The 18,962-nt window shown below is 72.5% G+C and carries 17 protein-coding genes and 1 pseudogene; 10 read left to right on the top strand and 8 right to left on the bottom strand.

Annotation, left to right across the window (positions count from 1 at the left end; all coding sequences use genetic code 11):
• Window positions 1–20: 20 nt before the first annotated feature.
• Complete coding sequence (locus tag AB0J74_RS28815) at window positions 21–803, bottom strand: class I SAM-dependent methyltransferase (protein WP_363453390.1); 783 nt, start codon at window positions 801–803, stop codon at window positions 21–23.
• Window positions 804–961: 158 nt separating this feature from the next.
• Between AB0J74_RS28815 and AB0J74_RS28810 the strand changes: the two genes are divergently transcribed.
• From AB0J74_RS28810 to hutH, 6 genes are read left to right on the top strand one after another with little or no spacing between them, the layout of a single operon-like run.
• Window positions 962–1,804 carry a MurR/RpiR family transcriptional regulator gene (locus AB0J74_RS28810; RefSeq protein ID WP_363453388.1) on the top strand — a complete coding sequence of 281 codons (843 nt, stop codon included), beginning with the start codon at window positions 962–964 and terminating at the stop codon, window positions 1,802–1,804.
• 52 nt (window positions 1,805–1,856) lie between these two features.
• Complete coding sequence (hutU, locus tag AB0J74_RS28805; RefSeq protein ID WP_363453386.1) at window positions 1,857–3,491, top strand: urocanate hydratase; 1,635 nt, start codon at window positions 1,857–1,859, stop codon at window positions 3,489–3,491.
• A complete protein-coding gene (locus AB0J74_RS28800) occupies window positions 3,488–4,741 on the top strand; it encodes an allantoate amidohydrolase (protein WP_363453384.1) in 1,254 nt (417 codons plus the stop codon). Before hutU ends, AB0J74_RS28800 begins: the two co-directional genes overlap by 4 nt.
• On the top strand, window positions 4,738–6,075 hold the full coding sequence (locus AB0J74_RS28795) for a formimidoylglutamate deiminase (RefSeq protein WP_363453382.1): 1,338 nt from the start codon (window positions 4,738–4,740) through the stop codon (window positions 6,073–6,075). Before AB0J74_RS28800 ends, AB0J74_RS28795 begins: the two co-directional genes overlap by 4 nt.
• Window positions 6,069–7,238, top strand: coding sequence for an imidazolonepropionase (hutI, locus tag AB0J74_RS28790; RefSeq protein ID WP_363453380.1), 1,170 nt, complete (start codon window positions 6,069–6,071; stop codon window positions 7,236–7,238). The genes AB0J74_RS28795 and hutI overlap by 7 nt, the downstream gene beginning before the upstream one ends.
• Window positions 7,235–8,773, top strand: coding sequence for a histidine ammonia-lyase (gene hutH / locus AB0J74_RS28785; protein ID WP_363453378.1), 1,539 nt, complete (start codon window positions 7,235–7,237; stop codon window positions 8,771–8,773). The genes hutI and hutH overlap by 4 nt, the downstream gene beginning before the upstream one ends.
• 572 nt (window positions 8,774–9,345) lie before the next feature.
• On the opposite strand, the gene AB0J74_RS28780 is transcribed toward hutH, so the two are convergent.
• A complete protein-coding gene (locus tag AB0J74_RS28780) occupies window positions 9,346–9,912 on the bottom strand; it encodes a helix-turn-helix domain-containing protein (protein WP_363453376.1) in 567 nt (188 codons plus the stop codon).
• Window positions 9,913–10,024: 112 nt separating this feature from the next.
• On the opposite strand from AB0J74_RS28780, the gene AB0J74_RS28775 reads away from it, so the two are divergent.
• The 3 genes from AB0J74_RS28775 to AB0J74_RS28765 all read left to right on the top strand — a co-directional run bounded on the left by AB0J74_RS28775 (window position 10,025) and on the right by AB0J74_RS28765 (window position 11,703).
• Complete coding sequence (locus AB0J74_RS28775) at window positions 10,025–10,999, top strand: alpha/beta hydrolase (RefSeq protein ID WP_363453374.1); 975 nt, start codon at window positions 10,025–10,027, stop codon at window positions 10,997–10,999.
• A gap of 99 nt (window positions 11,000–11,098) precedes the next feature.
• Entirely contained in the window at window positions 11,099–11,506 is a 408-nt protein-coding gene (locus tag AB0J74_RS28770; RefSeq protein ID WP_363453372.1) for a hypothetical protein, read from the top strand.
• A complete protein-coding gene (locus AB0J74_RS28765) occupies window positions 11,503–11,703 on the top strand; it encodes a DUF6186 family protein (protein ID WP_363453491.1) in 201 nt (66 codons plus the stop codon). The genes AB0J74_RS28770 and AB0J74_RS28765 overlap by 4 nt, the downstream gene beginning before the upstream one ends.
• Window positions 11,704–11,793: 90 nt before the next feature.
• Here the strand turns inward: AB0J74_RS28765 and AB0J74_RS28760 are convergent.
• The 6 genes and pseudogenes from AB0J74_RS28760 to AB0J74_RS28735 form a co-directional block, all read right to left on the bottom strand.
• A pseudogene (locus AB0J74_RS28760) lies at window positions 11,794–12,729 on the bottom strand (AraC family transcriptional regulator); the annotation flags it as partial.
• 151 nt (window positions 12,730–12,880) lie between these two features.
• Window positions 12,881–13,495, bottom strand: coding sequence for an RdgB/HAM1 family non-canonical purine NTP pyrophosphatase (gene rdgB, locus AB0J74_RS28755; RefSeq protein ID WP_363453370.1), 615 nt, complete (start codon window positions 13,493–13,495; stop codon window positions 12,881–12,883).
• The gene (gene rph, locus AB0J74_RS28750) at window positions 13,492–14,220 is read right to left on the bottom strand and encodes a ribonuclease PH (protein WP_363453368.1); all 729 of its coding nucleotides are present in this window, start codon (window positions 14,218–14,220) and stop codon (window positions 13,492–13,494) included. The genes rdgB and rph overlap by 4 nt, the downstream gene beginning before the upstream one ends.
• 10 nt (window positions 14,221–14,230) lie before the next feature.
• Complete coding sequence (locus AB0J74_RS28745; RefSeq protein WP_363453366.1) at window positions 14,231–15,394, bottom strand: glycosyltransferase; 1,164 nt, start codon at window positions 15,392–15,394, stop codon at window positions 14,231–14,233.
• Window positions 15,391–16,536, bottom strand: coding sequence for a glycosyltransferase family 1 protein (locus AB0J74_RS28740; RefSeq protein WP_363453364.1), 1,146 nt, complete (start codon window positions 16,534–16,536; stop codon window positions 15,391–15,393). Before AB0J74_RS28740 ends, AB0J74_RS28745 begins: the two co-directional genes overlap by 4 nt.
• A 74-nt stretch (window positions 16,537–16,610) precedes the next feature.
• A complete protein-coding gene (locus tag AB0J74_RS28735) occupies window positions 16,611–17,360 on the bottom strand; it encodes an MBL fold metallo-hydrolase (RefSeq protein ID WP_363453362.1) in 750 nt (249 codons plus the stop codon).
• A 538-nt stretch (window positions 17,361–17,898) separates the two neighbouring features.
• On the opposite strand from AB0J74_RS28735, the gene AB0J74_RS28730 reads away from it, so the two are divergent.
• Window positions 17,899–18,897, top strand: coding sequence for a hypothetical protein (locus AB0J74_RS28730; protein ID WP_363453360.1), 999 nt, complete (start codon window positions 17,899–17,901; stop codon window positions 18,895–18,897).
• The last annotated feature ends 65 nt before the right edge of the window (window positions 18,898–18,962 follow it).

Raw genomic sequence — 18,962 nt, 5'->3', positions numbered from 1 at the left:
TCAGGGTCTCATCGACGGCGCTACCAGGCGAGACCTATTCCGTCACCCGGGAACCAATGCCCGGCCGGCGTTTCCCGGTAGGCCAGGAAGCGACGGCCGGTGCGTTCGGCGTGCTCGGCCAGCACGTTGGTCGCCGTGACGTTGTCGGTCAGCAGGATGGCGGCGGGCGAGAGCTTGGCCTCGGCCGCCTCGAACTCGCGTCGTTCATGGGCGGCGCTGTGGTCGCTGTCGTGCAGGAAGATGTCTACCTTTCGGTCGAGCGCGCCGATCGAGGCGATCGAGTCGCCGATGATCAGGTCGACGACGTCGCACCACGGCGCGCCGCGGGCCAGATAGCCGGCATCCGGGTTGATGTCCAGGGAACTGCACCGGCCGGGTGCGCCCTCGGCGGTGTTTCGGAGCAGAGCAGCCGCGAGTACGCAGGTCCCGAGCCCTTTGTCGACGCCTGTCTCGACGACGTGGGCGGGGCGTTTGGCGCGCACGATCGCGTACCAGCCGATGCGTCTGGCATATCTGACCTGCTTGTCGGCGAGGCCGCGGCGGGCTGAGGCCGTGGTGGCCGCCGTGATGTGGCCGCGCAAGGCCGCGTCGCCGTCGATCTCGGCGAAGTAGCCGCGGACCGTGGCGACCGGCACGGCGCAGGTGATGCTGACGAACCAGGCCAGGTGTTCGCGGGACAGCTTGGTCAACTCGTAGGTGTAGTTGTGGTGTTCGCGGGAGGTGAAGAGCCACCGCACCGAAGTGCCGATGACCTGGGCGTCGTGGCGGGCCACCCGGCGCAGTCGCTTGGGGAACGCCGCCACGGGGGCCAGTGGCGTGCGGGCGATGGCTCGTCGAACTCTCGTCCGGTTCACCCCGGCAGTTCTAGCAGAGTGTGATGGCGGCGTCACGCAGATTGTTGTCACCACAGAATCGCGGCGCGTACTTGTTTGTTGAATGGCTCTATGCATACTCTGCCGGAGTGAATGAAGGCGTTCGGGTGGTCGATCTGTTTCGCGGGGTGCGGCTGACGCCGACCCAGCGGCGGATCGCGCACTGCCTGGTGCAGAACGCCACCTCGGCGGCCTACCTGTCGGCCTCCGAGGTCGCCGAGCTGGCCCAGGTCAGCCAGCCGAGCGTGACCCGGCTGGCGATGGCGCTGGGCTACGACGGCTATCCGGCGCTGCGCCGCAAGCTCCGCGAGCTGGTCAGCCCGGCGATCGACATCGCCTGGCCCAAGCCCGACGGTGACAACGAACTCCAGCTGGCCTTGCGGGCCGAGGCCGACAACCTGCACGACCTGGCCGGTCGGCTGCACGATCAGGAGCGGCTGACGGCGGCCGGCGCGCTGCTGGCGACGAGCCGGCCGCTGCCGGTGCTCGGGTTGCGATCGGCGGCGCCGCTGGCCGGCTATTTCAGCTATTTCGCCGCTAAAGTCCATCCTGATGTCAGACTGCTCGACACCGGCGGCAGCATGCTCGCCGACCGGGTCGACCAGGCCCGGGCCGCTGGCGCGACAGCGCTGCTCGCGATCGTCCTTCCGCGTTATCCCCGCGAGGCGGTCGAGGCGCTGCGGGCCGCCCGCGCCGACGGCCTGTCGATCGTGTTGATCACCGACTCCGCGGTCGGCCCGGCCGCCGACCATGCCGACGTGGTGCTGACCGCCGCCGTCGGCGCCCAACTCGTCTTCGACCTGCACGCGGCCCCGATGGCGCTGGCCATGGTGCTGCTGCAGGCGCTCTGCGACGCCGCCCCGGCCGAGGCACAGGGCCGGCTCGAAGAGTTCGAACGGTCCGCGTCCCGTCGTCAATTGTTCGTGAGTTAGGCCCGGCGGAGCCGGCCTGATCCACGAGACACCCACTAGAAGGAGGCCAACCGTGCGCGCACCTCGCGGCGGCACCATCACCGCCCTCGGCTGGCCCCAAGAGGCCGCCAAGCGGATGCTGATCAACAACCTCGATCCTGAGGTGGCGGAGCGCCCCGACGACCTGGTGGTCTACGGCGGCACCGGCAAGGCGGCGCGCGACTGGCCGTCGTTCCACGCCCTCGTCCGCACCCTCGACACCCTGCGCGACGACGAGACGATGCTGGTGCAGTCCGGCCGGCCGGTCGGCGTGTTCCGCACCCACGAGTGGGCGCCGCGGGTGCTGCTGGCCAACTCCAACCTGGTCGGCGACTGGGCCACCTGGCCCGAGTTCCGCCGCCTGGAAAAGCTCGGCCTGACGATGTACGGGCAGATGACCGCCGGCTCGTGGATCTACATCGGCACCCAGGGCATCCTGCAGGGCACCTACGAGACGTTCGCCGCGGTGGCCGCGAAGCGGTTCGGGGGCACGCTGGCCGGCACGCTGACGCTGACCGCCGGCTGCGGCGGCATGGGCGGGGCCCAGCCGCTCGCCGTCACCATGAACGACGGCGTCTGCCTGATCGTCGACGTCGACAGGTCCCGGCTCGACCGGCGGGTGGCCACCCGCTACCTCGACGTGGTGGCCGGGTCGCTCGACGAGGCGGTCGCGTTGGCGGTGGCGGCCAAGAAGGAAAGGCGCGCGCTGTCGGTCGGCGTGGTCGGCAACGCGGCGACCGTCTTCCCCGAGTTGCTCCGCCGGGGCGTCGAGATCGACATCGTGACCGATCAGACCAGCGCGCACGATCCGCTCTCCTACGTCCCCGACGGTGTCGACCCGGCCGACGCGCCCGACTACGCGGCCAAGAAGCCCGAAGAGTTCACCGACCGGGCCCGCGCCTCGATGGCGGCGCACGTGGCGGCGATGGTGGGCTTCCTCGACGCGGGCGCCGAGGTCTTCGACTACGGCAACTCGATCCGAGGCGAGGCCCAGTTGGGCGGCTACGACCGGGCGTTCGCCTTCCCGGGCTTCGTCCCCGCCTACATCCGGCCGCTGTTCGCCGAGGGCAAGGGCCCGTTCCGGTGGGCCGCGCTGTCCGGCGATCCGGCCGACATCGCGGCCACCGACCGCGCGGTCCTCGACCTGTTCCCCGAGAACGAGTCCCTGGCCCGGTGGATCCGGATGGCCGGCGAACGGGTGGCGTTCCAGGGCCTGCCGGCGCGGATCTGCTGGCTGGGCTACGGCGAGCGTGACAAGGCCGGCGTGCGGTTCAACGAGATGGTCGCGTCCGGCGAGATCTCGGCGCCGCTCGTGATCGGCCGCGACCACCTCGACGCGGGCTCGGTCGCCTCGCCCTACCGCGAGACCGAGGCGATGGCCGACGGCTCCGATGCGATCGCCGACTGGCCGCTGCTCAACGCGCTGGTCAACACCGCCAGCGGCGCCTCCTGGGTGTCGATCCACCACGGCGGCGGGGTCGGCATCGGCCGCTCGATCCACGCGGGCCAGGTCTGCGTCGCCGACGGCACGGCCCTGGCCGGCCAGAAGATCGAGCGAGTGCTGACCAACGACCCGGGGATGGGCGTGATCCGCCACGTCGACGCCGGCTACGACCGGGCGACCGAGGTGGCCACCGAGCGCGGCGTCCGCATCCCGATGGCGGAGTGAAGGAGCCTGTGTTGTCCCGCGATTCCGCCCTGGTCCACACCTTCCGGGAGGCGTGGGCCGAGCTGTCCGGCATCGGCCGCGCCCCCGGCGGGGGCTACCTGCGCTTCGCGTGGTCGCCGGCGGAAATCGCGCTCCGGGACTGGTTCAAGGCGGCCGCCGCCGCTCGGCGGATGCCGGTGACCCACGACGGCAACGGCAACCTCTTCGCCACCTGGGCGGCCGACGATGGCCGGTCCGGTGGCGTGCTCACCGGCAGTCACTTCGATTCGGTTCCGCATGGTGGGGCCTATGACGGGCCGCTCGGGATCGTGTCCGCGTTTCTCGCGGTCGATCTGTTGCGCGAGCGCGGCTTCCGGCCGACCCGGCCGATCACCGTCGCGGCCTTCGCCGAGGAGGAGGGCTCCCGGTTCGGCATCGCCTGCCTCGGGTCGCGGCTGTTGACCGGCGCGATCGACCCCGAGCGGGCCGCCGCGCTGACCGACCGCGACGGCCTGAGCCTGGGCGACGTCTTCGGCGCCGCGCCGGCCGGTGCGCGACCCGACCTGGTCGCGGGCTTCGACGCCTACATCGAGTTGCACGTCGAGCAGGGCCGGGCGCTGACCGCTCCGGTCGGGGTGGCCAGCGCGATCTGGCCGCACGGGCGGTGGCGCTTCGACGTCGAGGGCGAGGGCAACCACGCCGGCACCACGCTGATGACCGATCGGCACGACCCGATGCTGACCTACGCGTTCACGGTGCTCGCCGCCAACAAGGAGGCTCGGCTGCGCGGCGCGCACGCGACCGTCGGACGGGTCGAGGTCACACCCAACGCGACCAACGCGATCCCCGCGGCGGTCCGCGGCTGGCTCGACGCCCGAGCGGCCGACGGCGCCACGCTGGCCGAGTTGGTCGAGGCCGTTGCCATGAAGGCGACCGAGCGGGCCGGGCGCGACGGCACGGCGATCCGGTTCACCGCCGAGTCGACGACGCCGGAGGTGCGGTTCGACGAGGGCCTCGCCGGCCGCCTGGCCGACCTGCTCGGCGGCGTGCCGATCCTGCCGACCGGCGCCGGGCACGACGCCGGGGTGCTGTCCGCCCATCTGCCCACGGCGATGCTGTTCGTCCGCAACCCCACCGGTGTCAGCCACGCGCCGACCGAGACGGCGACCGACGACGACTGCGCCGCTGGCGTGGAGGCGCTGGCCCGGGTGCTGGAGGAACTGTCCGCCCGGCCACTCGTTGATCATGACGAGGGGGTGGGTGCACCGTGAGCGATGGACTGTGGTTCGCCGACTGGGCCTGGCTGGGCTCTGACCAGGCACCGACCGACCGGGTGCTGATCGAGGTGACCGACTCGCGGTTCTCGGCGATCACCGTCGGGGTCGCGACCCCGCCGCCCGACGCGGTCCGGTTGCCGGGCCTGACCCTGCCCGGGCTCGCCAACGCCCACTCGCACGCGTTCCACCGCGCCCTGCGCGGCCGCACCACCGACGACCGCGGCAGCTTCTGGACGTGGCGGGAGCGGATGTACGCGCTCGCCGGCCGGCTCGACCCCGACCGCTACCTGGCGCTGGCTCGGGCCACCTACGCCGAGATGGCGCTCTCCGGCATCACCACCGTCGGCGAGTTCCACTACCTGCACCACGACGTCGACGGCGAGCCCTACGTCGACCCCAACGTGATGGGCACCGTGCTGATCGAGGCCGCCGCCCAGGCCGGCATCCGGATCACCTTGCTCGACGCCCTCTACCTGACCTCGAGCGTCGATGGCGACCCGCTCGACGGGGTCCAGCGCCGCTTCGGCGACCAGGATCTCGACGCCTACTTCGAGCGGCTGGAACGGCTCGACGCGGCCAGCGCCGACAACACCGACACCGTGCGGATCGGCTCCGCCCTGCACTCGGTCCGGGCCGTGCCGGCCGAGGTGCTGCCCGAGTTCGCCGAGCGCACCGCCGGCCGCCCGCTGCATTTCCACCTCTCCGAGCAGCGCGCCGAGAACGAGGCCTGCCTGGCCGCGCACGGGCGCACCCCGACCGAGTTGCTCTCCGACAGCGGCGTGCTCGGCACCCGGTCGACCGCGATCCACGCCACTCACCTGACCGACCTCGACCGCACCCTGTTGGGCGACACCGGCACGGGTGTCTGTTTTTGCCCCACCACCGAACGCGACCTCGCCGACGGCATCGGGCCCGCCCGGGCGCTGGCCGACGCCGGCAGCCCGCTCTCGCTGGGCAGCGACAGCCAGACCGTGATCGACCTGTTCGAGGAGGCCCGCGCGCTCGAGGCCGGCGAGCGGTTGCGCACCGAGCGGCGTGGCCACTTCACCCCCGCCGAGCTGATCCGGGCCGCGTCGGTGGCCGGTCACAACGCGCTGGGCTGGGCCGACGTGGGCCGCATCGCGGCCGGCGAGCGGGCCGACCTGGTGACGGTCAACACCGACAGCCCGCGCACCGCCGGTGCCCCGCCGGTCGGCGTCGCCCTGGCCGCGAGTGCCGCAGATGTCACGAATGTGGTGGTCGATGGCAGGGTAAGCGTCCGCGACGGGCACCATGTGCGGATAGACGTGCCGGCGGCGCTTGCGGAGGCGGTGCACAGCCTGTGGTGACATTCCTGATCGACAACATCGGCGAGCTCGTGACCAACATCCCGGGCACTGGCGACGCCGGCCCGCTCGGCATCCGGCGCAAGGCCGCGGTGCTGGTGGAGGAGGGCCTCATCGCCTGGGTGGGCCCGAGCCGTTACGCGCCGGCGGCCGACCGGCGGATCGACGCGCAGGGCGGCGCGGTGCTGCCCGGGTTCGTCGACAGCCACGCCCACCTGGTCTTCGCCGGCGACCGGGCCACCGAGTTCGCCGCCCGGATGGCCGGCGAGGCCTACACCGGCGGCGGCATCCGCACCACGGTCGCCGCGACCCGTGCCGCCAGCGACGACGACCTCCGCGACAACGTCAGCCGGTTGCAGGCCGAGGCGTTGCGGCAGGGCACGACGACCATCGAGATCAAGAGTGGCTACGGGCTGACCGTCGCCGACGAAGCCCGCTCGCTGCGGATCGCCGCCGAGTTCACCACCGAGACGACCTTCCTCGGCGCCCACGTGGTCCCGTCCGAATACGCCGACCGCGCCGACGACTATGTCGGGCTGGTGTGCGGGCCGATGCTGCGGGCCGCCCGGCCGTTCGCGCGCTGGATCGACGTGTTCTGCGAGAAGGGCGCGTTCGACGCCGACCACGCGCGGGCCATCCTGACCGTGGGCAAAGACGCCGGGCTGGGCGTACGCGTGCACGCCAACCAACTCGGCCCCGGCGAGGGCGTCCAGCTCGCGGTCGAGCTCGGCGCGGCCAGCGCAGACCACTGCACCCACCTGTCCCGCGACGACATCGACGCGCTCGCCGGCTCCCACACGGTCGCCACCCTGCTGCCCGGAGCCGAGTTCTCCACCCGGTCGGCCTACCCCGAGGCCCGCCGGTTGCTCGACGCCGGCGCCACGGTCGCGCTGGCGACCGACTGCAACCCGGGCTCGTCCTACACCTCCTCGATGCCGTTCTGCCTCGCCCTCGCCGTGCGCGAGATGGGCATGACGCCCGCCGAGGCGGTCTGGGCGGCCACCGCGGGTGGCGCCAAGGCGCTGCGTCGCGACGATCTGGGCGCGATCCGCCCCGGCGCGCGGGCCGACATCGTCGTGCTCGACGCGCCCTCACATGCGCACCTGGCCTACCGGCCGGGTGTCCCACTGGTCACCAAGGTCCTGCACAACGGAGTGCCGCAATGACGACTGTCACCGTCCTGTCCACCGGCGTCTCACCCGCCGACGTCCACGCGGTTGCCCGCGGTGCCGCTCTGGTCGAACTGCACCCTTCCGCCATCGAGGCGATGGAGGCCTCTCGCGCCCACGTCGACCGCATCGAAGAGTCCGGCCGCCCGGTCTACGGCGTATCGACCGGCTTCGGCTCCCTGGCCAGCACGTTCGTGGCCAGCGAGCGCCGCGCCGAGCTCCAGCACGCGCTGATCCGCTCCCACGCCGCCGGGGTCGGTGCCCCCATGGCGCGCGAGGTCGTCCGGGCGATGATGCTGCTGCGCATCCGCTCGCTGGCGATGGGCCGCTCCGGGGTCCGCCCGCTAGTCGCCCAAGCGCTGGTCGACCTGCTCAACGCCGACGTCACCCCGTGGGTGCCCGAGCACGGCTCGCTCGGCGCCTCCGGCGACCTCGCTCCGCTCGCGCACTGCGCGCTGGTCCTGCTCGGCGAGGGCTGGGTGCTCGACAAGTCCGGCACCCGCATCGACGGCAGCGAAGCACTACGCCGCGCCGGCCTCCAGCCGATAGAGCTGGCCGCCAAGGAGGGCCTCGCCCTGGTCAACGGCACCGACGGCATGCTCGGCATGCTGCTGCTGGCCCTCGGCGACGCCGCCCACCTGTTCGCCATGGCCGACCTGACCGCGGCGCTGTCGATCGAGGCGATGCTCGGCTCTGACCGCCCCTTCATGCCCGAGTTGCACGCCATCCGCCCCCACCCGGGCCAGGCCACATCGGCGGCCAACATCCACCGCCTGCTGCAGGGCTCGGCGATCATGGATTCCCACCGCGACGACCTCAACCACGCGGTCCAGGACGCCTACTCGATGCGCTGCGCACCCCAGGTGGCCGGCGCGGCCCGCGACACGTGGGAATTCGCGACCCAGATCGCCGGCCGCGAGCTCCGCTCGGTCGTCGACAACCCGGTCGTCCTGCCGGATGGCCGCGTCGAGTCGACGGGCAACTTCCACGGCGCCCCGCTCGGCTTCGCCGCCGACTACCTGGCGATCGCCGCGGCCGAGGTCGGCGCGATCGCCGAACGCCGCGTCGACCGCCTCCTCGACGTCTGCCGCTCGCGCGAACTACCGCCCTTCCTGTCCCCCGACGCAGGCGTCAACTCGGGCCTGATGATCGCCCAATACACGGCGGCCGGCATCGTGGCGGAGAACCGCCGCCTGGCCTCACCCGCGTCGGTCGACTCGCTGCCCACCAGCGGCATGCAGGAAGACCACGTCTCGATGGGCTGGGCAGCGACCAAGAAGCTGCGCACCGTTCTCGACAACCTGACCAGCCTGCTGGCCGTCGAGTTGCTGGCCGGCGTGCGCGGCATCCAGCTCCGGGCGCCGCTGACCCCATCACCGGCGGGCGCGATCGCGACGGCTGCGGTTGCCCGCTTCGCCGGCACACCGGGCCCAGACGCCTTCCTGGCGCCGACGATCGAGAAATGTCGCGCCCTGATCGAGGGCACTGACCTCCGCAACGCGGTGGAGGCGGAGGTCGGCCCCCTGAGCTGAGGCCCGACCACGAGGCCCGCGGTTCGACCTCCGCCTGCGGCGGAGGCGGCACCCGGGCTGCCGAGCCGAGCCCAACCACGATGCCCGCGGTTTGACCTCCGCCCGCGGCGGAGGCGGCACTCGGGCCGCCGAGGCAAACTCCAACCACGAGGCCCGCGGTTCAACCTCTCCGCCCGCGGCGGAGCCAGCGCTCGGGCCCCAAGCCAACGTCCAACCACGAGGCCCACGGTTCAACCTCTCCACCCGGCGGCGTAGGCGGCACTCGGGCCGCCGAACCAACGTCCAACCAAGGTCCGCGGTTCGACCCCCGCAACGCGGTGGGCGCGGCGGTCGCGCTACTGAACCGGCGTCCCAACCAGGAGGCCTGTCCGAAACGCGGCCGAGCCGGAGGTCGGCCGCCGAGGTGACGTTCCAATCGCGAGGCCCGCGGCTCGTCGCGCGCTTGGCACCCAGCCAGGCTCCAGCAAAGCAACGCGATCGCGACGGCCCGGCGCCTACCGAACCGACCTAGCGGCGCCGCCGCGAACCGCCCCGAAATCGGGGTCGGCCCTCACAAAGGTCGCGCCTGAGCGCTAGCCCGGTGGTCGGTCAGCTTCGGACGCGGACAACGGCTGCGGCGAGTACGCCTGGGCGAACAGCAACAGCTCCACGGGCCGCGACCCCTCCGGCCGCGCGGCGACGTCGCGGAGCCGATCGTCATAGCGCCCCAGCACCGCGCGGATATCGGCCACCATCTCCCGCAACTCCTCGACAGTGGCATGCACGACCGCCTGCGACCCGCCGAGCGCCTCCTGCCACTCTGCCGGCTCGGTATGCCGCACGGCCTGCGCCGCCTGGAGGCGGTCCAGCCAATGCCGGATCAACACGTCCGACAGGGCGCGGGCCGCGGCCGCCGACGGCTCGTCGGCCTGGATGTCGGAGAAGACCAACGGCACGTCCAGGGCGCGCCAAGGCCGGCGGCGCCCCGGGCCGGTGCCGACCTCCTCCACGAAGCCGAACCGCGCCAACGCGCGCAGGTGGAAAGCGCAGTTCGTCGGGCTCTCGCCGATCAGGGTGCTCGCTTCCGTGGCGGTCAACGTCTCGTGCAGCCGGAGGGCCTCGAGTAGCGCGATCCTGGTCGGGTGCGCCAGGGCGCGCATCGCGGCTGCTCCTTGGAGTCGTGCCGGCATCGCGAGGAATCCTCTCTTGTTTCGAGACCTATGTTTCGAGAATATCGTCTCGAAAGAAATCTCTCGAACGCAGGAGGCGACGATGCCCAACCCGCACCAGAGCGATCCCGTGATCACCGCGCTGCGGGCGCTGGCACCCGGCGCCGGCCTCGTGCGCCGCGAGATGGCCCGCGCCGACGGGCGCCACCTGCGTTGGGTCGAGACCACCAAGGACAGCGTCGGGCCGACGATCCTGCTCACCGCGGGCGCCGGCGACACCGTGCTCGACTGGGCGGCCATAATCCCCGCGCTGGCCGATGAGTTCCGCTTGATCGCCTACGACCGGGCCGGGCTCGGTGCGAGCGACCCGCTGCGCCGGCTGACCATCGCCAACCAGGTCGACGACCTGGTGGCCCTCCTCGACCTGCACGGGCCCGCGCTGCTGGTCGGGCACAGCTGGGGTGGGCTGCTGGCCGAGTTCGCGGCCGCCGCCCGGCCCGACGCGGTGCTCGGTCTGGTGCTCGTCGACGCGACCCACGAGGAGGTCATGGCCGCGGTGCCGGTCAACCTGCGGATCGCTTCGGAGCTGATGCTGACGTGGATGGTCGTGCTCAAGTCGCTCGGCCAGTTCGAGAAGCGGCTCACCCGACACGGCCGCGCGCTCGCCGAGCGCTGCACCGACGACGCCGAGATCCAGGAGTTGATCGTCGCCGCCTACCGGAACTCGTACGCCAGTCGCGGTCAGGTCTTGACCATCCGCGCCGAGAACCGGTTGGCCAGCCGGGTCAGGGAGGCCCGGAAGGCCCGCGCGGCGATGGTCCGGCCGGACCTGCCGGTGACGATCCTTACCGCCACCCGCGGCAAGCCACCCGCGCTGCGGGCCCGCTCCGCCGAACTCGCCGACCAGACGGCGGCCAGCTACCGGCGGGGCGTGCACGTGGTCGTGCAGGACGCCGGGCACTCGATCCATCAGGATCAGCCCGCCGCCACCGTGGCCGCGATCAAGGCCGCCGTCGGGCAATTGCCGGCCGGGCAAGGCGACGACGATCAACCAGAAACACCACAGCCGTCACGATGAGTTGTCGCGTACCAACCGTGGCGGCTCGATGCGATCCTGAGCCGCAACTCACGCGCGAATGAGCATCGCCGGGGCCGAGATCAACGGCAGACTGTCGACATGGTGGAGTCGCAACAGCGCGAGGAGACCGCCAGCCGACCTCTCCTCCTCAACCGGTACGCCGTCGTTACGGTATTGATCGCGGCCTACGCGTTCATCGCCGCGGTCGCCCGCCCACTGACCCTCCCGGCGACGGCAACCGTCCTGGTGCCGGGGCTGGCGCTGGTGGTGTGGGGCGCGCGGCGTACCCCCAGAAAGATCGTCAAGACCACCCGGGCGACGGTGGTCATCTGGTTCACCCTGCTGGGCGCCTTCTGCGTCTGGGAGGTGGTGGCGTTCGGGTGGGGCAACGACCAGGCGCACCCGACGCTGAGCCTGGCGTTCGACCCGGTGCTGGAAAACTATGCCGCCCGCGTCATCGGCTATGTGATCTGGCTGAGCACCGGGGCCTGGGTGGCGAGCCGATGAGTCCCCGCTCGATCCTGATCCTGGGCTTCGGCCTGATCTTCGGCGCGATGGCCGTCGTCGACCTCGTCAGCCGCCGCCGCGGTCGCGGCCCGCAGCCGCTGGCGACCGCGCTGACCGCCGCGATGCGCACCGGCCTCGGCCGCGTGCTCGTGCTCGGCTGGTGGTGCTGGATCGGCTATCACTTCCTGGCCCGCTGACCCTGCCGGGCCCGCTGACCCTGCCTGGCCCGCTGACCCTGCCGGGCCCGCTGACTCTGCCGAGCCCGCTGACCCTGCCTGACCCGCCGATCGTCGCGCGCCGCCGCGGTGCTGCTGAGGGCTCACGCCATGCACCCGCTTGAAAGCCGTGCTCAGCGCGAACGCACTCCCGTACCCGACCTGCCGCGCCACCGCCGCCACCGTCGCGTCTGGCTCGCGCAACAGGTCGGCGGCGAGCGCCAGCCGCCAACTGGTCAGGTAGGACATCGGCGGCTCACCGACCAACTCGGCGAACCGCCGGGCCAGCGCCGCGCGGGAAAGCCCGGTGCGCGCGGCCAGCGAGGCCACCGTCCACGGATGCGCCGGGTTGTTGTGCAGCATCCGCAACGCCCGGCCGACGACGGGGTCGGTCTGCGCCTGGTACCACGCCGGCGCCTTCGCCTCCGGCCGCGAGAACCACGCCCGCAGCACCGCGATCAGCAACAGGTCGAGCAGCCGGTCGAGAACGGCCGACTGCCCCTGCTCGTCGCGCACGATCTCGTCACCGAGCAGCCCGACGAGCGGCGAGTCCCACGCGTCGGCGCGCAACACGACAAGGTGCGGCAACGCGCGCAACAGCCGGTCGCTGATCTCGCCGCTCACCTGGTAGGCGCCGGTCAACAGCACCGACTCGCCGTCTTCGCTGGTGCCCCACGTGCGCACGCCGAGGCTCATCTCGTCGTGGAGGTCGACACCGTCGACGGTCGTGCAGCGCTGCCCGGGATGGATCACGATCTGCGGCTCGGTCGCCGGATCATCGGAAACCGTGTAGTGGTCGGGCCCGCGCACCACCGCGACGTCGCCGGGCCCGAGCCGCACCGGCGCCGCACCGTCGAACCTCACCCAGGTGTCGCCGCGCACCACCGACACGATCGACAGCGGCGCCTCGTCGCGGATCCGCAACGCCCACGGCGGATCGAGAACGCAGCGCAGCAGGAACGCCTCTCGCGCCCGCGGCCCGTCGAGCAGCCCGGCCAGAGCATCCATCGACCAAGACTAGCGAAGCCGACCGACAAGAAATTCGGCCTTGCTCGGGCCCGCCTGGGGCACGACCGTCGCTCCCGCCAGGGACCGCTCCGCTTCGCTCCGCTGCCGCCTCCGCAGCAGTCACTCTCACCCCACGAGCCACGGGCGGGAACTAGCGGACGGGCTCCTTGGCGATGACCTTGGCGAGGGCGCGCAGGGCCTTGCCGCGGTGGCTGATCGCGTCTTTCTCCTCGGGGCTGAGCTCGGCGTTGGTGCGATCCTGCCCCTCACCGACGAACAGCGGGTCGTAGCCGAAGCCGCCGGTCCCCCGCGGCGCCCGCAGCAGACGGCCCTGTTGCCGCCCCTCGACCAGATGCTCCCGACCGCCGGGCGTGACCAGGGCGGCCGCGCAGACGAACGCCGCACCGCGGTGCTCGTCGGCGAAGTCGCTGATCTGGGCGAGGACCAACTCGTTATTGGCGGTGTCGTCGCCGTGCTTGCCGGCCCACCGCGCGCTCAGCACCCCGGGCATGCCGTTGAGGGCGTCGACCGTGATGCCGGAGTCGTCGGCGATGGCGGGCAACCCCGTGCGCTTCGCGCCTTCCCGCGCCTTGATCAGCGCGTTCTCGGCGAATGTCAGCCCCGTCTCCGGCACCTCCGGATACGCCTCGACATCGCCCAGGCTGACCAACTCGACCGCGCCGGCACCCAGGGCCGCGTCGAGGATGCGCTGCAACTCGACGAGCTTCTTGGCGTTGTTGGTGGCCAGCAGCATCCGGCGGGTCATGATGCGAGCGCCTTCCGCTGGGCGTCGGCCAGGGTCACGCAGCCGCCTACGGCCAGGTCGAGCAGCGCGTCCAGCTCGGCGCGGTTGAAGACCGCGGCCTCGCCGGTGCCCTGCACCTCGACGAAGTCGCCCTCGCCGGTGCAGACCACGTTCATGTCGACGTCGGCGGCGCCGTCTTCCAAATACATCAGGTCGAGGCGGGGCTCGCCGTCGATCACGCCGACGCTGACCGCCGAGACCGAGCGGGGCACGGCTTCCTCGATCTTGCCCGCCAGGATCTTCCGGCCCGCCATCCAGGTCACCGCGTCGTGCAGCGCGACGTAGGCGCCGGTGATCGCCGCCGTCCGGGTGCCGCCGTCGGCCTGGAGGACGTCGCAGTCGAGCACGACCGAGTTCTCACCGAGGCTCTTGAGGTCGACGCAGGCCCGCAGGCTGCGGCCGATCAACCGGGAGATCTCCTGGGTACGCCCGCCGACCCGGCCCTTGACACTCTCCCGGTCGGAGCGGGTCGTGGTCGCCCGCGGCAGCATCGCGTACTCGGCGGTGACCCAGCCGAGGCCGCTGCCCTTGCGCCAGCGGGGCACCCCCTCGGTGACACTCGCCGTGCACAACACCCGGGTGTCGCCGAACTCGACGAGCACCGAACCCTCGGGGTGCACGCTCCACTGTCGAGTGATCGTCACCGGTCGCAGTTGGTCGGGTCGCCGCCCGTCTGGTCGCGCCATGGGGGCCAGCCTAGGCCGCCTCCATGTCGGCCCGCGCGCGCCCCGCTGTCACCGCCGCCCGGTGCGCTCCCAGGAACCGCGCGGTCGCCGCCGGCCAGCTGAACTCCTCGGCCCGAGCACGGGCCCTTGACCGGCGGAAACCCTCGTCGAGAGCGAGCAATCCGGATACGGCGGCCGCTATCTCCGGGCCGGTTCCCGGTGCCGCCGCGCCCGCGGTCCCGACCACCTCCGGCAGCGCGCTCGCGGCGTTGACCACCACCGGCGTGCCGCAGGCCAGCGCCTCCAGCGCCGCCAGGCCGAAGGTTTCCACCGGACCCGGCGCGATCACCACGTCGGCGCTCGCCAGCAATCCCGCCACCGCACCCTGGTCGGGCAGGAATCCGGCGAACGTAACCGGCAACCGGGCCGCCCGCTCCGCCAGGGCCGCCCGCCGGGGTCCGTCGCCGAGCACCACGAGCCGCGCCGGCACCCCCGCCCTCACCAGGGCGGCCAGCGCGTCGACGGCCAACTCCGGCTTCTTCTCCGGCGACAGCCGGGTGCAGGTCACCAGCAGCACCTCGGCCGAGGAGACATACCGGGCCCGCACCAGCGGGTCGTGCCGCCCCGGATGGAAGGTCTCGAGGTCGACGCCGAGCGGCGCCCGGCGCACCGGCACGCCGATCCGGACGAACTCCTCGGCCGCCCACCCGGTCGTGCAGACGATCGTGTCGTACGCGGCCGCACTGCGCGCGTTCAGCGCATCCGCCGCCCGCCGGCCCGCCCCGGCCGGCAACCCCGAGATGCGCAGCAGCCCGGCCAGGCTCTCGTGCGAGACCATCACGCTCGGCACGCCGGCGGACCTGGCCCAGTGCCCGGTCCAGCGCAGCGTCGTGCGGTCGGAGACCTCCAGCCGGTCCGGCGCCAGGCTGTCGAGCAGCCGGGCCAGCGGGCGGCGGCCGACCAGCACCCGGTAGCCGCCGGTCAACGGCACCATCGGTCCGGGCAACGTGATCACCCGGCCCTGGTCGGTCGACTCGTCGGCGTAGCGCTCGCCGGGCGTCACCAGGATCGGCTGGTGCCCGTTGGCGAGATACCCGCTGCCGAGGCTGCGCAGCGCCGTCCGCAGGCCACCGGACCTGGGCATGATGAAGTTCGCGAGCCGCACGATCCGCAGCCCCGACGCGCCTGAGCTCATGCCGCGACGGCCAGCCGGGGCCGGACCGCCCGCCCGCGGAGCACCGCCGCGTAGTGCGCTATCAGCTCGTCGCCGATCGCCGCCCAGGTGCGCCCGGCGACCGCGTCGCGGGCGGCCAGGCCGTAGCGCTGGCGCAGCTCCGGCTCGGCGATCAACTCGGCGACTGCGCCGGCGATGGCAGGCCCGTCGCCCGGCGGCACCAGCGTGCCGGTCAGCCCGGCGCGGACGAGGTCGAGCGGCCCGCCGGCGGCCGGCGCGACGACCGGCACCCCGCTGGCCATCGCCTCCTGGACGCTCTGGCAGAACGTCTCGTGCGGGCCGGCATGCACGAACACGTCGAGGCTGGCGTAGATCCGGGCGAGTTGGTCGCCGCCGCGCTGGCCGAGGAAGACCGCACCGGGCAGCGCCTTCTCGGCGTCCCTGCGTCCCGGGCCGTCGCCGACCACGACCAGTCGCACGCCGGGGATCCGGGCCGCCGGAGCCAGCAGGTCCAGCCGTTTCTCGGCGGCCAGGCGACCGACGTACCCGATGAGCATTTCGCCGTTGGGTGCGAGCGCGCGACGCACCGCGGCGCTGCGCTTGCCGGGGGCGAACCGCGCCGTGTCGACGCCGCGCCCCCACCGGTGCACCCGGTGAATGCCCTGCGCGGCCAGGTCGTCGGCGGCGGTCGACGACGGCGCGAGCGTGCGGTCGGCGCCGTTGTGGATCGTGCGGAGCCAGTGCCAGGTGATGTCCTCGCCCCAGGCGAGCCGGTAGTTGCGCAGGAACGCCGCGATGTCGGTCTGGTAGACCGCGACGGTCGGCAGGTTGCGCTGGTTGGCCAGCGCGATACCGCGGGCACCGAGGAAGAACGGACTCGCCAGGTGTACGACGTCCGGCGCGTGCGCGATCAGCGCGTCGGTGAGCCGGGCGCTGGGCATGCCGAACCGGAAACCACGGTAGCGGGGCAGCGGAACGCTCGGTATGCGAACCACCGGGTAGTCCCGGACGCCGGTCACGCCCCGCGCCGACGACGACGGTGCGGGAGCGATCACCATCGGCTGGTGGCCGCGGGCGACCAGGTGCTCGGCGACGCGGACGACGGAGTTCGCTACGCCGTTGACATCCGGCGGGAAGGACTCCGTGATGAGCGCGATACGCATGGCCACACGGTCTGTGCCGGTGCGGTGCGGGGAGCGACAGCCGGTTGTCGGGCCGGCGAACAGTGCCTGAAGGGTCAGATCTCGTAACGCGCGCCGGGGCGGACGATCTCCATGGGACCGGCGTACGTCGCCGTGGCCGCCTCGAACGTGACCGCCTCGCTGCCCCACGCCGTCACCAGGTGGGTGAGCAGCAATCGGCCGACGCCGGCCTTGGTCGCGATCTCGCCGGCCTCGCCGCCGGTCAGGTGGATGTCGGGCGGGTTGTCGGCGCCGTCGAGATAGCTGGCCTCGCACAGGAACACGTCGGCGCCGTGTGCCAGGCGCAGCAGCGCGTCGCAGGTGGCGCTGTCGGACGAGTAGGCCAGGACGCGGCCCTCGTGCTCGATCCGTACGCCGTAGGTTTCGACCGGGTGGTTGACCCGATCGACGACGACCTGGAACGGGCCGATCGGGAACGAGCCGGGCTGCAGGCCGTAGAAGGTGTAGACGTCGTCGAGCGGGTCGTCGACCTCGTTGTTGTAGGCGGAGGCGATCCGGGCCGGGGCGCCGGCGGGCGCGTAGACCGGGATCGGCGGGTAGCCGCCCTCGGGCGCGTATCGGCGGACCACGATGTAGTCGCACGCATCGGACATGTGGTCACAGTGCAAATGCGTCAGCAGGATGGCGTCGATGCCGTGCAGGCTCGCGTAGCGCTGCAGCGCGGAAAGCGAACCGGTGCCGAAGTCGACCAGAAGACGAAAATCGTCGGCCTCGACCAGGTATGCCGAACACGCCGACTCGGGGCCGGGAAAACTGCCGGCACAGCCGAGAATCGTCAGGCGCATCCGGACGTTCCCGGGACGTGCTGGACAGGCCCGCCGACCATTCGGAGGCGCAAGATCGGGGTCGACGAGATTGTCACGCTGCGCAGCCTACGCCGTGGCCCGGATCGTCATGAAAGAACTGATCGAACTTGTCGCGAAGGTGACACCGCAGCGTCGGGACCTTTCCACCAATCCCGGATGATCGCGGTTGGAGATCATGCCGTTACGCGTAGTCACATTCTGACGTTGAACACGTGGCGGGCCCGTCGGGAGGCGACGGGCCGACGGAGGCGCGGGACGGTGACGTGTGTCGAGCCAGGCAGAGACCCCTTCGACCGACAAACCAGACACGACCAAGACGGAGTCCACGTCACCCCGACACGCGAAGGGCCGAGAGGCGGCGGGCGGCGCAGGCGTGATCGCCGACCCGGCCGCGGACGACGGCGACCTCGTCCGGCCGATCGTCCCCCCGACCGGACCAAACCCGGCCCCGAGCCAACCCGGAACCGAAGCCGGGCCCGGGCCCGGGCCCGACGCGGGGTTCGGAACCGGGTCTGACGTGCGGAGCGCGACCGGGTCCGGCACCCGGACCGGGTCCGACGCGGCGGGCTGGGGCCGGCCCGGCTCCGGGATCGACGCCGGCAACGGCGCCACCACCGGCACTGGGACACGGAACCGACCCGAAACCGGGAGCGGCACCTGGACCGGCGACACGGGCGGCGGGACCGAGACGGAGACCACGGGCTGGAGCAGCGGCACCGGCGCCGGGACCGCGACCGGGACCGCGGGGTGGAGCAGCGGCGCCGGCATGGGGACCACCGAGCGCAGCACAGCTACGCCCGACACCCCGGTGATCACCGGGCTCGACACCGTGGCCGGCCCGGAGACGACGGCGCCGGGACGCGCCGGGGTCGGCGCGACCGCCGACGCGGTCGCGACAGGCACGGCGCCGGGACGTGTCGGGATCGGCGCGACCGCCGACGCCGTCGCGACAGGCACGGCGCCGGGACGTGTCGGGATCGGCACGACCGCCGACGCGGTCGCGACAGGCACGGCGCCTGGACGCATTGGGGTCGGCGCGACCGCCGACGCCGTCGCGACGGGCACGGCGCCGGCACCCGCGCGCGGCGTCTCCCCCGATGGGCAGGCGCCGGCGAACGCCGGCGAGGTCAGCGCGGAACGGCTGCCCACGCGGCTGAGCGTCAACAAGGCCAAGCACGCCGCGGCGGCGCAGAGCGGCATCTTCCGCCTGGGCGACCTGGTCCACTCGGACACCCGCCCCACTCCCGAGGGCGGCCACATGCTCGGCATCGTCGCCTGGGGCACGGCGCTGGCCCTGGCCGGCGTCGGCGTCGGCATCCGCGGCCTGCTCGCGATCATCGGCGGCCTGGCGCCGGTCTGGTATCAACCGGCCCTGATCGGCACCGGCCTGCTCGGCGTGCTGCTGACGGTGGGCGCGTTCGTCACCATCCAACGCCGTTACGCGCCCTGGATGATGCTCGCATTCGCCACCATCCCGCTGGCCGTGGCTATCGCCCTGACGATCATCGCCCTTTAGCGGGACCCCGGGGGCGGCCGGGCGCAGAGAGGGCTATCGCCGCGCATCCACAAAGGCATTACGAG

The organism is Asanoa sp. NPDC049573, assembly GCF_040676615.1.
Classification (GTDB): domain Bacteria; phylum Actinomycetota; class Actinomycetes; order Mycobacteriales; family Micromonosporaceae; genus Asanoa.
The sequence above is the reverse complement of the archived record's forward strand: the minus strand, read 5'-3'. Positions and strand labels throughout refer to the sequence as shown.